The organism is Aquihabitans sp. G128 (assembly GCF_019048865.1).
In the GTDB taxonomy this organism is placed as follows: Bacteria; Actinomycetota; Acidimicrobiia; order Acidimicrobiales; family Iamiaceae; genus Aquihabitans.
Map to the genome: position 1 here is coordinate 3588216 of NZ_CP077604.1, position 14607 is coordinate 3602822.

The following is a 14607-nucleotide window of genomic DNA, read 5'->3' on the forward strand; positions in this document are numbered from 1 at the left end:
CCCGTCACCAGGTGGGCAGGTAGCGGGCGAGCTCGAACGGGGTGACCTGGGCCTTGTAGTCGGACCACTCGGCCCGCTTGTTGCGCAGGAACCACTCGAAGATGTGGTCGCCCAGCGTCTCGCGCACGAGCTCGGAGCCCTCCATGGCGTCGAGCGCCTCGGACAGCGACTGGGGCAGGTCGGGCACGTCGGCCTTGGCCCGCTCACGGGGCGAGGAGTCGAGGTACGACGTGGCCTCGTCCGGCAGCGTGTAGCCCTCGGTGACGCCCTTGAGGCCGGCGGCCAGCAGCAGGGAGTAGGCCAGGTAGGGGTTGAGCGCCGGGTCGGGGGGAGCGATACTCGATGCGCACGGCCTCCTCCTTGCCGGCCCGGGTCTCGGGCACCCGCACCAGCGCCGAGCGGTGGTTGCGGGCCCACGTGATGGACGTGGGCGCCTCGGTGCCGACGATCAGCCGCTTGTAGCTGTTGACGAGCTGGTTGGTGACGGCGGTGATCTCGGCGGCGTGGTGCAGCAGGCCGGCCACGAACGCCTGGCCGGTCTTCGAGAGCAGGTAGGGCTCGGCGGGGTCGTGGAAGGCGTTGCCCTCGCCTTCGAAGAGCGAGAGGTGGGTGTGCATGCCCGACCCCTGCACGTCGCCCAGCGGCTTCGGCATGAAGGTGGCGTGCACGCCCTGGCTCAGCGCCGTCTCCTTCACCACGAGGCGCAGGGTCATGACGTTGTCGGCCATGGTCAGCGCGTCGGTGTGGCGGAGGTCGATCTCGTGCTGGCTGGGGCTGTCCTCGTGGAAGGAGTACTCCACGGGGATGCCCAGCGCCTCGAGGTGGTGGATGGTCCGGCGGCGCAGGTCCGAGGACACGTCGGCAGTGGTGAGGTCGAAGTAGGAGCCGGTGTCGAGGCCCTCGAGGGGCTTCGAGGGGTCGTTGTCCTTGAAGTAGAAGAACTCGACCTCCGGGGCGACGAAGAACGAGTAGCCCTTCTCCCGGGCGACGTCGAGGTTGCGGCGCAGCACCTGGCGGGGGTCGCCGGCGAAGGGCTGGCCCGAGAGGGTGGTGAGGTCGCAGAAGATGCGGGCCGAGGTCTCGCCCTTGGCGTCCCACGGGAGGATCTCGAACGTGGCGGCGTCCGGGCGGGCGAGCACGTCGCTCTCCTGGATGCGGCTGAAGCCGTCGATCGCCGAGCCGTCGAACTGCATGCCCTCCTCGAAGGCGCCCTCCAGCTCCGCAGGGGAGATGGCGAACGACTTGAGCTGGCCGAGCACGTCGGTGAACCAGAGCCGCACGAAGCGGACCCCACGTTCCTCGACCGTGCGCAGCACGTATTCCTTCTGGCGATCCACGGGGCCATCCTGCGGCCCGGACCCCGACCGGGGCAACCCGGCGGGTGTTCGGTTCACAACCCGTTCACAAAGGCGCAAGCAGCGCGTGACGCGCTCGGAACACCAGGAGGCCCGCTGTGCTCCCCGGACCTGTCTCCGGAGCGTGGGCTGGTTCACAGTCCGTTCACAATGGAGAAACGACAGGCGCGACCAGCGCTCCTAGGGTGCGCCACGCACAACGGATCTGCCCGCCTCCGAGGCGGCGCGACGACTGGAGAAGACCCCGTGGTTTACAAGGCCGAATACATCTGGATCGACGGCACCGAGCCCACGGCTCGCCTGCGTTCCAAGACCAAGATCGTGAAGGACGACGTCTCGCACGGCGACCTGCCGATCTGGGGCTTCGACGGCTCGAGCACCAACCAGGCCCCCGGCGACAACTCGGACTGCGTCCTCAAGCCCGTGGCCGTGTTCCCGGACCCCATCCGGGGCGGCGACGACGTCCTCGTCATGTGCGAGGTCCTCCTCATCGACATGACGCCGCACCCCACCAACACCCGGGCGGCCACCGCAGCCATCGCCGAGAAGTACGCCGACCAGGAGACCTGGTTCGGCATCGAGCAGGAGTACACGTTCTTCAAGGACGGCCGCCCGCTCGGCTTCCCGGTCAACGGCTACCCCGCCCCGCAGGGCTTCTACTACTGCGGCGTCGGCGCCGATGAGGTGTTCGGCCGTGACGTCGTCGAGGCCCACCTCGAGGCCTGCATCGAGGCCGGCATCGAGATCTCCGGCATCAACGCCGAGGTCATGCCCGGCCAGTGGGAGTTCCAGGTCGGCCCGGCCGGTCCCGTCGAGGTGGGCGACCACCTCTGGATGGCCCGCTGGCTGCTCTACCGCATCGCCGAGGAGTTCGGCATCACCGCCACCGTCGACCCCAAGCCCGTCAAGGGCGACTGGAACGGCGCCGGCTGCCACACGAACGTGTCCACCAAGGACATGCGCGAGAACTACGACGCCATCATCGCCGCCTGCGAGGCCCTCGGCTCCAAGGCCGAGGAGCACGTCAAGGCCTACGGCGCCGGCATCGAGGACCGCCTCACCGGCGCCCACGAGACCGCCCCGTGGACCGAGTTCTCCTACGGCGTCTCCAACCGTGGCGCCTCGGTCCGCATCCCGTGGCAGGTCGCGGTCGACAAGAAGGGCTACATCGAGGACCGGCGTCCCAACGCCAACATGGACCCCTACGTCGTGGCCGGCCTGATCACCAACACCATCTGCTCCGCCGCCGCCGGCAGCTGAGCACCGCGGGCCTCGGCCCGCAGTGGTGACCCGTGTTGTGCGATGGTGCCGGCCCCTCGGGGCCGGCACCGTCGCGTCCGGGCTCCGATGTCGTCGAGGACCGATCACGCGGGTTCCTCACGGATCGCTCACAGGTGCGGTCCAAGGTGGTCCTCGAAGCCCCGGCACCCCGCCGAGGCCATCGAAGGAGCACACCATGGGCAAGCGCCTCGCTGCCGCCGGCATCGCCATCGCCATCGCCGGAGGCGGCCTCACCGTCGCCGCCGTCAACCCCCCTCGCTGGAGCCGGGGCCCAGGACGGCACCACCACCACGACTGCCTCTCCCGCCGCGGGGGCCAAGGCCCACGACGGGCCCCTCGCTCGGGCCCTCGACGACCTCGTGGCCGACGGCACCCTGACCCAGGCCCAGGCCGACAAGGTGGCCGCGGCCACCAAGGCCGAGGTGAAGGAGGCGGCCGCCGACCGCAAGGCCAACCGCAAGGAGCGCCGGACCGAGCTGCTGGCCACCGTCGCCAAGGCCCTCGGCTCGACCACCGACGAGGTCAAGGCCGGCCTGGAGGCGGGCACGTCCATCGGGGCGCAGGCCGACGCCAAGGGCGTCGACCGGAAGGTGGTGTCCGACGCCATCGTGGCCGACCTCACCGCCCGCATCGACGCCAAGGTCGACGACGGCTCGCTGACCGCCGAGCAGGCCACCAAGGCCAAGGCCAAGCTGCCCGCCGTGGCGGCCAAGGTCCTCGCCGCCGATGGCTCCCGGGCCGAGGGCGGCGCCGGTGGGAGCGCCCACCCGCTGCGGGACCGCATCAAGGCCCGGCGCGGCAACTGATCGGCCCCTCCGCCACCCCCGCCGCCCGGGCCCTCCCCGGGCGGCGTCGGCGCGTGGTCGTGACACACTTCCCCCATGCCGAGACTGCGGATCGCCAGCTGCCAGCTCAACACGCGGGTCGGTGCCCTCGACCACAACGTCGAGCTGATCCTGGCGGCGCTGGAGCAGGCGTCGGAGGCCGGCTGCGACCTCGCCGTGTTCCCCGAGCTGGCCATCACCGGCTACCCGCCGGAGGACCTGCTGCTCAAGCCCGGCTTTATCGCCGACAACCGGGCGGCGCTGGAGAAGGTGGCCGCCGAGACGCGGTCGTGCGTGGCGGTGGTGGGCTTCGTCGACGCCGACCGGGACCTCTACAACGCCGCCGCCGTGTGCGCCCACGGGGAGGTCGTCGGGATCTACCACAAGCGCGAGCTGCCCAACTACGCCGTGTTCGACGAGGCCCGCTACTTCGCCCGGGGCCAGGAGCCGGCCCAGCTGTGGAACGTGGGCGGCGTGCGGGTGGGCGTCTCGATCTGCGAGGACGCGTGGAACCCGGCGGGCCCGATCCTCGACCAGGCCGACAGCGGTGCCGAGCTGATCGTCAACCTCAACGCCTCGCCCTACTTCGAGGGCAAGCTGGCCCGCCGGGAGCGGCTGATGGCCACCCGGGCGGCCGACGCCTCCTGCGCCCTCGTCTACGTGAACCAGGTGGGCGGCCAGGACGAGCTGGTCTTCGACGGCGGCTCCATGGTGTTCGACGCCGACGGTGAGCTGGTGGCCCGCTCGCCGCAGTTCACCGAGGACGTCCTGATCGTCGACCTCGACGTCGACCCCGTGTACCGCAAGCGCCTGCTCGATCCCCGAGGCCGTCCCACCGACCGGCTGCTGCCGGTGGCGGTCACCCGGTCCGAGGAGGTCGAGGCCACCGACGAGCGTCGTTCGGTGGGCGCCGCCCCGCTTCCCGCCCCGTCCATCGCCGGCGTGCTCGACCCGGACGAGGAGGTGTACCGGGCCATCGTGGTCGGCACCCGCGACTACCTCGTGAAGAACGGCTTCGGCGACGTCGTCATCGGCCTGTCCGGCGGCATCGACTCCACCCTGGTGGCGGCCATCGCCGTCGACGCCATCGGCGCCGAGCACGTCCACGGTGTGTCGATGCCGTCGCGCTACTCGAGCGACCACTCCCGCAGCGATGCCGCCCTCCTCGCCGAGAACCTGGGCATCGAGTTCCGCACCATCGCCATCGAGCCGGCCCACGCCGCCGAGCTGGAGATGCTCGCCCCGTCCTTCGAGGGCCGCGACGCCGACCTCACCGAGGAGAACCTCCAGAGCCGCATCCGCGGCCTCACCCTCATGGCCCTGTCGAACAAGTTCGGTTGGATCGTGCTCTCGACCGGCAACAAGTCCGAGGTGGCGGTGGGCTACGCCACGCTCTACGGCGACACCATCGGCGGCTACTCGGTGCTCAAGGACGTCTACAAGACCCGCGTCTACGACCTCTGCCGCTGGCGCAACACCCAGGGGCCGTCGCCGGTGATCCCCGAGGGCGTGATCGACAAGCCGCCGTCGGCCGAGCTGCGCCCCGACCAGCGCGACGACCAGAGCCTGCCGCCCTACGACGTGCTCGACCCGATCCTCGAGGGCTACATCGAGCACGACCGCACCGTGGCCGAGCTCATCGCCCGCGGTCACGACGAGGCCATCGTCCGCCGCGTCGCCAAGCTGGTCGACGGCGCCGAGTACAAGCGCCGCCAGAGCCCCATCGGCGTCAAGGTCAGCGTCAAGGCCTTCGGCAAGGACCGCCGCCTGCCGATCACGAACGGGTACCGGTAGCAGCCGGTCGTCGCGTTCGGCTTCTGCATGGGTCGCCGGCCTCCGGCGGACCTCGCCCAGGGGCTCGCTTGCCTCATGGGCGCGGCGCCGGGAGGTCGGCGCGTTCGACGTGTCCGTTGGTCGCCGGCTTCCGGCGGACCTCGCCTGGGGGCTCGGTTGCCTCGTCGTGCGGCTCCTTCGTCGCGAGGGGGTCGGCGATCGTCAGCTCTCCTTTCCGCTCTCGGGACTCGCTTCGCGTCGTCCCGGGCCGCTCGGGCCCTCTCGCCTTCGGCGAACCGCGCGGTCGGGCCGTGAGCGCTGGGTCGGAACTCGTCGCGGGACGTAGATCGTTTGGCCTTCGGCGAACCGCCTGTTCGGCTGCTCCGGGGGATCTGCGAACCTCGGGGGTCCTGTCGACCTCGATCGGTTCGCGATGACTGCCTCCCCTCCTCCGCCTGCTGCGACTTGGCCTCATGGGGTTCCGCGCGGGCGGGGGGTGGTGGCGTTGGCGGTGGCGGGGTTCTTGTTCGGGTCGACGTTCCTGGTGGTGCAGGACGCCATCGAGGGCGCCGACGTGCTGCCGTTCCTGGCGGTGCGGTTCCTGATCGGCGGGGCGGTGCTGTGGCCGTTGGCCCGTCGTCGCCCGACGTCGGTGGGGGAGGTGCGCCACGGGGCGCTGGCCGGGGCGGTGCTCCTGGTGGGCTACGTGCTCCAGACGGTCGGGCTGCGCACGGTCACCTCGGCCACCTCGGCGTTCATCACCTACCTGCTGGTGGTCCTGGTGCCGGTGATCGGGGTGGTCCGGAGCCGGCACCGGCCCGCCGGCAACGTGCTGCTCGGCGTCGGGCTCGCCGTGGTCGGCCTCTACCTCCTGTCGGGCGGGTCGTCCGGCTTCGGCCGGGGCGAGCTGCTGACGGTGGGGGCGGCGCTGTGCTTCGCCGTCCACATCGTGGTGCTGGGCGAGGTGGCCAGCCGCCACGACCCCATCCGGTTCACCATGTGGCAGGTGCTCACCGTCGGTGCTGCGTGCCTCGTCCCCGGCGCCCTCTCGGGCGGCGGGTACGGGTTCGGCGGCGGTGCGTGGCTGGCCGCCGCCTTCTGCGGGGTGTTCGCCACCGCCGCCGCGTTCTGGTGCATGACCTACGGCCAGCGGGTGGTGCCCGAGGCGCAGGCGGCGATCATCCTCCTGCTGGAGCCGGTGTCGGCCGGCCTGCTGGGCGTGGCCACCGGCGAGGACCTCGGCGCCAAGGGCTTCGTCGGCGCCGGCCTCATCCTCGTGGCCGTGCTGGTGGCCGAGCTCGGCGGCTCCCGCGTGCCGGCGGTCGGCGGCGAGCTGGGCGTGGCCGGCGAGCCCGAACCGGCGCCGTAGCCTCCACCCGGTGACCGACGTGGCAGATGGTGCGGACGTGGTGGTGCCGGCAGGGCTCCCCCTGTCGGAGGCGGCAGCCTGGGTCGGCCACGCCTGCTGGGCCGAGCTGCGGTTCCACGAGACCCTCACCCGCTGGCTGGCCCTCGATGCCGATCCGGCGTTCGTCACCGCCCTCTGGGCCGTGCGCGCCCACCGCGCCGAGCTGGCCGAGGCGTGGCACCGCCGCCTCCCCGAGCTGCGCGAGCTGCCGCGGGAGGGCTTCGTCCGGCCCAGCGACTCCGGCGAGCAGGGCTTCGCCGCCCTGGACGCCCTCACCGCCCCAGAGGCCACCGCCGCCCGAGCCCGAGCGCTCACCGGCGCGTTCGAGCAGCTGGCCTCGCACTACGAGGCCCACGTCGAGGTCGCGGTCGGCCCCGCCGACGCCCCCACCGCCGACACCCTCCACCAAGCCATCACCCGCACCCGCGCCGACGCCGACCTCGTGCGCCCCTTCCTCGCCACCTGACGGCGTCCGCCGGACGCCGGCGACCAGCGGAGGGCGCGGATCGCCGAGAGGATCAGGTGTCGCGCAACCGCACGTAGCGCCGGTGCTCCGGGCGGTAGACCCACTCGCCTTCGCCGGCTTGGAAGACCTCGACGAGGGCGGGGTAGCGCTGGACCAGCTCGCCGAGGCGGAGGACCTGGGTGACCTCGGCGGGGTCGGCGGCGAAGTAGTCGGCGTCCTCGTCGCCCGCGGTCACGCTCCAGCCGCTGTCGGTGGCGTCGAGCGGGGCGTCGTAGCCGGCCCACCCGGGCGGACCGTGCAGCTTGAGCGCCCGCTTCGACACGATGGCCCGGAGGCGCACGTCGAAGCTCACCTCCTCCTTGCGGAGGGCGATCCCGGCCACGTGGCGGGCCTCGAAGGCCACCAGGGCCGAGGGCTCGAGGGTGGTGATGACGACCGGCTGGTTGGTGAGCCAGCCGTCGAACGAGCCGTCGGGCTGGGCCGAGCGGACCTCCACCCACATGCGCTCGGCGTTCGGCCCCGAGGCGGGGGGCGGGTCGAGCACGAAGACCAGCTTCACCATGTCGCCCGTGCGCAGCGCGTCGCGCTCCTCGCGGCTCGGGATGGGGAAGGTGTCGGGGAAGGCGTCGTGCTGCGCTTCGGCGTCGAGCAGGCCCCATTCGGTCGGGACGATCGAGGTGTCGGGGCTGTCGCTCATGGGGTGCGGGTCCACATCCGGGGTTCGTCGGGAGCCACGACGACACCACGTCGGGCCCCTCCGGCGCCACTCCGGGGGTGGTCGGTCCGGTGGCTCGGCATGGTGGGTCTCCGTCGTGGGCGCAGCGGTGCGGGCCGGGCGCGGGCGGGCCCGGAGGGGCCGATGTTTGGCCCTCTTGACCCGACCGGTACCCTGAGAGGAGCCCGGAGCCGGGCCCAACGGTATTCGGTGTGCCTTGCGAGTGCAGGGACCCCGCGCCGTGGCGGTGCGGCCGGCTCCTCCCCGTTCTACAGAAAAAGGTGAGCAATGCCGAAAGAGCGTGTCGAACGGGACGAAGAGGACCTCGTCCGTCTGTACCTCACCGACATCGGCCAGTACCCGCTGCTCACCAAGGACGACGAGGTCCGGCTGGCCCAGGCCATCGAGGCCGGGAACTCGGCTCGTGAGGAGCTCGAGGCCGGCGGCAAGGACGTCACGGCCGCCCGCAAGCGCGAGCTGCGCCGCCAGTCCCGTGAGGGCGAGCGGGCCGAGCGCACCTTCGTGCAGTCGAACCTGCGCCTCGTGGTGTCGATCGCCAAGAAGTACCAGGCCTCGGGCCTGCCGCTGCTGGACCTGATCCAGGAGGGCAACCTCGGCCTCATGCACGCCGTCGAGAAGTTCGACTGGCGCAAGGGCTTCAAGTTCTCCACCTACGCCACGTGGTGGATCCGCCAAGCCATCACCCGCGGCATCGCCAACACCGGCCGCACCATCCGCCTCCCCGTGCACGCCGGCGACACCCTCGCCCGCCTGCAGAAGGCCCGGGCCCGCCTCGAGCTCAAGCTCGGCCGCCCGGCCACCCTCGCCGAGCTCTCGGCCGAGGTCGAGATGCCCGAGGACAAGGTGACCGAGGCCCTGCGCTTCGCCGCCGAGCCGCTCTCGCTGTCGGAGCCGCTCCGTGAGGACGGCGACGCCGAGCTGGGCGACGTCGTCGAGGACCGCTCGGCGGAGTCGCCGTTCGAGGTGGCCGCCACCGCGCTGCTCCCCGAGGAGATCTCCCGCCTGCTGGCCCCGCTGGACGAGCGCGAGCGCGAGATCCTCAAGCTGCGCTTCGGCCTCGACCGCGGCGAGCCCCGCACCCTCGAAGAGGTGGGCGAGCACTTCAACCTCACCCGGGAGCGCATCCGCCAGATCGAGGCCCGGGCCATGTCGAAGCTGCGGCACCCGTCGTCCGACACCGGCGCGGGACCTGCTGGCCGTCTGATCGGTAGCCTCCGCTCGGTGAGCGGACGGACCTGGTGACCGAAGCGGCGGCGAGCCCTGCTTCGGCGCGCACCGCTGCCGAGGGCGAGGCGGATGCCGGCGAGGACGCAGCGGGGGAACCGGCGCAGCCCACCCGGTTCGGGCGGGCCGACCTGGGGTGGATCGCTCTGGCCCTCGCCATCGCCGCGGGGGCGTGGCTGCCCCGGGCGGGTCGGCGGCCCTTCTGGCTGGACGAGTCGCTGACGGTCGGCGCCACCGGGGAGCTGCTCCAGACGTGGCGCCACACGGGCGGCACCATGGCGCTGTATTACCTGGTGGTCGCCCCGCTGGCGGCGGTCACCAACGACCGGGTCGCCCTGCGGGCCCCGTCGATGCTCTTCGCCGCCCTGGCCGTGGTGGTGGTGTTCGCGATCGGACGCCGACTCGGGGACCGGATCGGCGGAGCCCGGGCCGCCACGTTCCTGGCCTCGTCGTGGTTCCTGGCCCGCTACGCCATGGAGGCCCGGTCCTACGCCCTCGCCCTGCTGCTCGTGTCCGTGGCCTGGCTGGGCCTGGTGGCCGCCGCCACGGAGGTCGACGATGAGCGTCGCCGCCGGTGGTGGACGGTGTACGTGGTGGCCATGGCGCTGGCGCCGCTGGCCCACGGCCTCGCGGCGCTGCAGTTCCCGTTCCAGGTGCTCGCCCTGGCCCTGCTGCCCGAGCCGCGCCGGTGGGTGCGGCGCCTCCTGCCGCTCGTCGCCATCCTGGCGGTGGAGGGCGTGGTGCTCTTCGGCATCGGCGCCGGCGACGTCGCCAACTGGATCCCGCCGCTGCGCTACCTCGACCTCAAGCTGTTCTGCCGCGTGATGTTCGGGCGGGCGTGGATCGGTTGGCTCGTCGGCCCACTCGTGGTGCTCGCCACCGGCCTCGCCGTGCGGGACCGCGTCCGTCGCCGCACCACCGCCACCTGGTTGGGCATCATCCCGGTCCTGTGGGCGTGGGGGGTGCCGCTGCTGATCCTGGCCATCTCGCTGGTGCGGCCGTACCAGGCGCACCGCTACATCCTCACCAGCCTGCCAGGCGTGGCCCTGCTGCTCGCCGGCCTCCTCGCCCGGGTCCGGGCGCGTGCCCTGGCCGGGGTGGCGTGGGCGGTCCTGGTGGGGGCGCTGCTGTTCAACCAGCCGGCGGCCACCACCACCGGGCTCGAGGAGTGGCCGGCCATGGCCACCCAGATCCGCACCGACGCCCGGCCCGGTGAGCTGCTCCTCGCTCCGGACCTGCTCCGGGCCCCGCTCGACTTCGCGTTCGAGGAGCAGGGCCCGGCCCCGGTGGTGCGCCCGCTGTCGCCCACCGACCCGGTCGGTCGCCCCCGGCGGCTGTACCACTTCGCCTCGGGCACCGAGCGCAGCCAGCTGCTCGGCGCTCCGGCCGTGGGCGTGTGGCTGGTGGACCGCGGACCGTCGGCCCGGGCCCGCATCGACGCCCTGCTGGCCGATCCGGCCATCGCCGCCCGCTATCGCGAGGTCGGGCGCTGGGAGTACGAGCTCAACCTGTTCCTCGTGCACCTGGAGCCGGTGCCGGCATGACCCCGGTGGGGCGAGCGCCGGGCCGGGCCGGGTTCAGTCGCTGACGTAGCCCAGGGGGATCGGTGGGCGATCCGAGGGGGCCGGCAGGGGATCGAGCTGGAAGATGCGGACCTGCTGGCCGCGCCGCTCGATGATCTTCACCAGGCGCAGGCCGGGCGGGTCCCGCCACTGCAGCAGGGCGGCGTAGAGCTCGGGGCGGCGGCGGCTGATGGTGGCCTCGTCGGCCACCACGTAGTCGACGCCCATGCGGCGGGCGAAGGTGAGGAGCGTGCCGAAGTCGCTCGAGGGCATGGCCACCACCGGGCGGTGGGCGTAGTACTGCACGTGGAACGAGCGGGTCATGATCCGCGACTTCGGCGGGGTGTGGGCGTCGATCCACCGACCGGCGGCCGCTTGCTCGGTGGGGTCGTTGGTGGTGATGCCGGGCAGCAGCGGCTTGATCTCGCCGATGGTCGACGTGGCCATCAACACCACCGTGAGCCCGAGGGCGATGTGGCGGGCCCGCGGCTTCCAGGGGAGCACGTACTGCACCAGGCCGCGGCCGGCGTAGAGGGCGAGCACGGCGGTGGTGACCACCAGGTAGCGGGCCTGGGTGAAGAAGACGATGCAGGTGATCACCGGCGAGATGGCGAGCGCGGTGAGGATCTGGGCCGAGCGCCGCTTGCGGTCGCGCCACATGGCCATGAAGGCCGGGATGAGGAGGAAGGCGGGGATGGCGTGCCAGTTGGGCCCGGCGGCGAAGCCGGGCACCACGTAGACCCGGAAGAGGGTCTGGATGTTGACCCCGACGATGCCGAGCCAGCCGGAGGGGTCCTCCTTGGCCAGCGCGGTGAGCGGGCGGGTGGGCACGCCGAGGCCGGTGCCGCTGGAGTTGATCGCGTAGAGCACGCGGTCGCGCTCGAGCCGGTTGTTCTCGGCGACGGCCCGCCACGCCTGGATGGACGCGTCCTGGGACTTGTCGGTGGCCGACCACTTGCCCGTGTGGCTGTGGAGGTAGGCCAGGTAGGGGAACAGGCAGATCAGGACCACGAGCCCGAACGGCAGCGCCCAGGCCAGCATCCGCTTGACCCGCACGCCGAGCGAGCCGGGGCGGCGCAGCGCCTCGATCACCAGGCCGAGCCCGATGAAGAAGCCGGGCAGCAGCGACTCGGGCCGGGCGAGGTAGGCCAGGCCGACCGACAGGCCCGAGGCCATGAGCAGCAGCGTGCGCTTGCGCTCCGAGGTCTCGTCGTCGAGCGCCACCAGCGCGCACCACACGGCGGCGAGGAGGGTGGCGAGGGCGATCGGCTCGCTGCCGCCGCCCTGGCGGGTGAAGAGCGGGGTGAGGCCCGAGACGGTGCCACCGATCCAGGCCACCGCGACGGTGGTGCGGTGGTCGCGCCAGATGCGCTGGGCCAGCAGGACGAGGAACAGCACCACCAGCGCCGAGGTCAGGAAGCCCCAGATGCGCAGGGCGGCCAGCTCGGAGCCGGTGACCTTCTCGAGGCCGGCCAGCCCGACCGGCGTCAGCGGCGGGAAGTGGAGCTCGGGCCCGCCCTCGCGGGTGAAGCCGTTGCCGGAGAGCAGGTTGCGGCCGGCCTCGAAGTAGGCGGTGCCGTCGACCGAGGGGAGCTTGTCGCCGGCGGCGATGACGAGCTGGAGGACGAGCGACACGGCGAGCGGCGCTCGGAGCTTGCGCCGCAGCGTGCGATCGCCGTCGCTGCTCGGGCCCGGCTCGGCCAGGGCGGACGTTCCGTCGCCGACCTCGACCTGGTCGGTGTCGACGGGATCGGGCGGCGCGGTGGGGGCAGGGGCGTCGAGGCTCAAGGGAACGGGCTCGTCACCAACCCCACGGTTGGTCCGGTGACGGCCACAGACTACGAAACCGCTTGGTGCCGGGGAAATCACCCCAGGGGTGAGGAGAGCCGGGTGTCGCCCGCTCGGGTGGTCGGGCGGGCTGCAGGCCAGGTCCGGAGGTCGTAGGCTGCACCGCCATGAAGAAGCTCCTCATCCTCGTCGTCCTCGCCGCCCTCGCTACCGTGGTGGCGAAGAAGGTCCGCACCGTCTGACGCCCTTCGGCGTCGCCGGGGTTCCGGCACCGCCGATCGACGATCCAGCAGCACGCCTCGACGCGGCCCTTCGCGGGCCGCGTCGCCGCGTCCGCACCCACCCGGCGCGACGGCCGGCTCAGGGGCGCCGGGGACGGCGCAGGTACCACCACGCCGCCAGGCCGGCACCGATGCCGGCGAGGCCTGCGGCGCCCGCTGCCGTCTGGCCGGGGCTGGGCATCGGTACCCGGCTGCGCAGCGGCACCTCGAGGGCGAAGGTGAGCACCTCCCACTCGCGCTCGACGGCGGCGCGCCGCAGCTCCCGGTCGGGGTTCACCGCCACCGGGTGGCCCACCGCCTCCAGCATCGGCAGGTCGGTCACCGAGTCGGAGTAGGCGTAGGACGCGGCGAGGTCGAGGTCGTAGCGTTCGGCCAGCTCCTCCATGGCGATCACCTTGTTGGCGCCGTGGCTCGAGAAGTCGACCTCGCCGGTGTAGCGGCCGTGCTCGTCCACCCGGGCCCGGGTGGCGATGGCGTCGTCGACCTGTAGGTAGGCGGCGAGCGGGGCCACCACCTCGATCGGCGAGGCCGACACGATGAACACCCGGCGCCCGGCCTCGCGGTGGGTGCGGATGAGCGCCAGCGCCTCCTCGTAGACGATCGGCTCGATGACTTCGTCGAGCGCGTCGCGCACCACGGCCGACACCTTGGCCTGGTCCCACCCCTTGGTGAGCCTCAGCACCGCAGCCCGGCTCTTCTCCATCTGCGCATCGCTGTGGCCGAGCTGCAGGTAGACGAGCTGTCCCCACAGCGCACGGAGCACCAGCCAGCGCGACACCAGCCCGGCTCGGTACAGCGGTCGACCGAAGGCCACCATCGACGCCTTGGCGATGACGGTCTTGTCGAGGTCGAAGAAGGCGGCCTCCACGGCGACGAGTGTAGGTGCCCCCTCCCGCCCACCTGGCGGCCATCGGTCATGCCGTCCACGTGCTCTTGGATGCCTCTTGTACCCATCCGGGGGCGCCGCTACGGTCGGGCTCGGCCTTCCCCGCCTGTCTGTTCGGTGTGCTCGGGAGGTCGTCGTGGTCATCACGTGTTGGTCGGTGAAGGGCGGGGTGGGGACCACCACCGTCGCGGTCGCCCTGGCGCTGGCGGGGGCTCGGCCCTCGGCGGACCGGCCGTCGCCGGTCACCTTGGTGGACCTGGCCGGTGACGTGCCCGCCTGCCTCGGGCTGCCGGAGCCGAGCGGGCCGGGGGTGGCCGAGTGGCTCGATGCCGGGCCCGAGGTGCCGCCCGATTCGCTGGCCCGGCTGGCGGTGCCGGTGGGCCCGGGGCTCGAGCTGCTGCCACGAGGGCGGGCGCCGCTCGTCGGGCCTCGGGGGCCGGTGCTGCTCCAGCTGCTGGCGGCCACGGGCCGCGTGGTGGTGGTCGACGCCGGCACGGTCGACGGGGCGCCGGTGGCCCGGGCGTTCGCCGCCGAGTCGGACCGGTCGCTGCTGGTCACCCGGGCCTGCACGCTGGCGGTGCGCCGGGCGCTGGCTGCGCCGGTGCGGCCGTCCGGTCTGGTGGTGGTCCGGGACCCGGGCCGGGCGCTGTCGACGGCTGACGTCGAGGCGGCCCTCGGTGCGCCTGCGGTGGCCGAACTGGCCGTCGACCCGGCGGTGGCCCGGGCCGTCGACGCCGGGCTGGTCCGGGCGCGGCTGCCCCGGTCGCTGGTCGGGGCGGTCAGCGCCCTGTTGCCCGTGGCGGCGGCGTGACCACCGGCGCGGCGGTCGATCGCGAGGTGGTGGCGCAGCTGCGCGCCGCAGCCGGGGCGGGCGTGCCGTCGGCGGCCGAGGTCGCGGCGCTGGTCCGGCGGTCGGCGCCGCTGCTTCCCGCTGATGCGGTGGACGAGACGGTGGCGCGGGTGCGCTCGCAGGTGGCGGGCCTGGGCCCGCTCGACCCGCTGCTCGCCGACGAGGCGGTCACC

At 72.9% G+C, this 14607-nt stretch carries 11 protein-coding genes and 1 pseudogene; 8 read left to right on the top strand and 4 right to left on the bottom strand.

Annotated features, from left to right (window positions below):
- Positions 1-4 precede the first annotated feature (4 nt).
- Positions 5-1337, bottom strand: a pseudogene (locus KSP35_RS17210) (glutamine synthetase family protein).
- A gap of 264 nt (positions 1338-1601) precedes the next feature.
- On the opposite strand from KSP35_RS17210, the gene glnII reads away from it, so the two are divergent.
- From glnII to KSP35_RS17235, 5 genes are all read left to right on the top strand, one after another.
- Positions 1602-2615, top strand: coding sequence for a glutamine synthetase (glnII, locus tag KSP35_RS17215; RefSeq protein WP_216997034.1), 1014 nt, complete (start codon positions 1602-1604; stop codon positions 2613-2615).
- 380 nt (positions 2616-2995) lie between these two features.
- On the top strand, positions 2996-3442 hold the full coding sequence (locus KSP35_RS17220) for a hypothetical protein (protein ID WP_216997035.1): 447 nt from the start codon (positions 2996-2998) through the stop codon (positions 3440-3442).
- Between the two features lie 75 nt (positions 3443-3517).
- Positions 3518-5254, top strand: coding sequence for an NAD+ synthase (locus KSP35_RS17225; protein WP_216997036.1), 1737 nt, complete (start codon positions 3518-3520; stop codon positions 5252-5254).
- A 490-nt stretch (positions 5255-5744) separates the two neighbouring features.
- Positions 5745-6602: a DMT family transporter gene (locus KSP35_RS17230; RefSeq protein WP_216997037.1), complete on the top strand. Its 858-nt coding sequence runs from the start codon at positions 5745-5747 to the stop codon at positions 6600-6602.
- Positions 6603-6612: 10 nt separating this feature from the next.
- A complete protein-coding gene (locus tag KSP35_RS17235) occupies positions 6613-7107 on the top strand; it encodes a hypothetical protein (protein ID WP_216997038.1) in 495 nt (164 codons plus the stop codon).
- 52 nt (positions 7108-7159) lie between these two features.
- On the opposite strand, the gene KSP35_RS17240 is transcribed toward KSP35_RS17235, so the two are convergent.
- Positions 7160-7804, bottom strand: a complete 645-nt coding sequence (locus tag KSP35_RS17240; RefSeq protein WP_216997039.1) for a DUF2185 domain-containing protein — start codon at positions 7802-7804, stop codon at positions 7160-7162.
- A gap of 306 nt (positions 7805-8110) precedes the next feature.
- Between KSP35_RS17240 and KSP35_RS17245 the strand changes: the two genes are divergently transcribed.
- Positions 8111-9085, top strand: a complete 975-nt coding sequence (locus KSP35_RS17245) for an RNA polymerase sigma factor RpoD/SigA (RefSeq protein ID WP_254126823.1) — start codon at positions 8111-8113, stop codon at positions 9083-9085.
- Positions 9082-10611 carry a glycosyltransferase family 39 protein gene (locus tag KSP35_RS17250; protein WP_216997040.1) on the top strand — a complete coding sequence of 510 codons (1530 nt, stop codon included), beginning with the start codon at positions 9082-9084 and terminating at the stop codon, positions 10609-10611. Before KSP35_RS17245 ends, KSP35_RS17250 begins: the two co-directional genes overlap by 4 nt.
- Before the next feature lie 33 nt (positions 10612-10644).
- Here the strand turns inward: KSP35_RS17250 and KSP35_RS17255 are convergent, their stop codons facing one another.
- Together KSP35_RS17255 and KSP35_RS17260 are read right to left on the bottom strand one after the other, a co-directional pair.
- Complete coding sequence (locus tag KSP35_RS17255; RefSeq protein WP_216997041.1) at positions 10645-12417, bottom strand: glycosyltransferase family 39 protein; 1773 nt, start codon at positions 12415-12417, stop codon at positions 10645-10647.
- Positions 12418-12777: 360 nt separating this feature from the next.
- The gene (locus tag KSP35_RS17260) at positions 12778-13566 is read right to left on the bottom strand and encodes an HAD family phosphatase (protein WP_216997042.1); all 789 of its coding nucleotides are present in this window, start codon (positions 13564-13566) and stop codon (positions 12778-12780) included.
- A 154-nt stretch (positions 13567-13720) separates the two neighbouring features.
- Here KSP35_RS17260 and KSP35_RS17265 point away from each other — a divergent pair, with 154 nt between their 5' ends.
- Entirely contained in the window at positions 13721-14395 is a 675-nt protein-coding gene (locus tag KSP35_RS17265) for a hypothetical protein (RefSeq protein ID WP_216997043.1), read from the top strand.
- Positions 14396-14607: the final 212 nt, after the last annotated feature.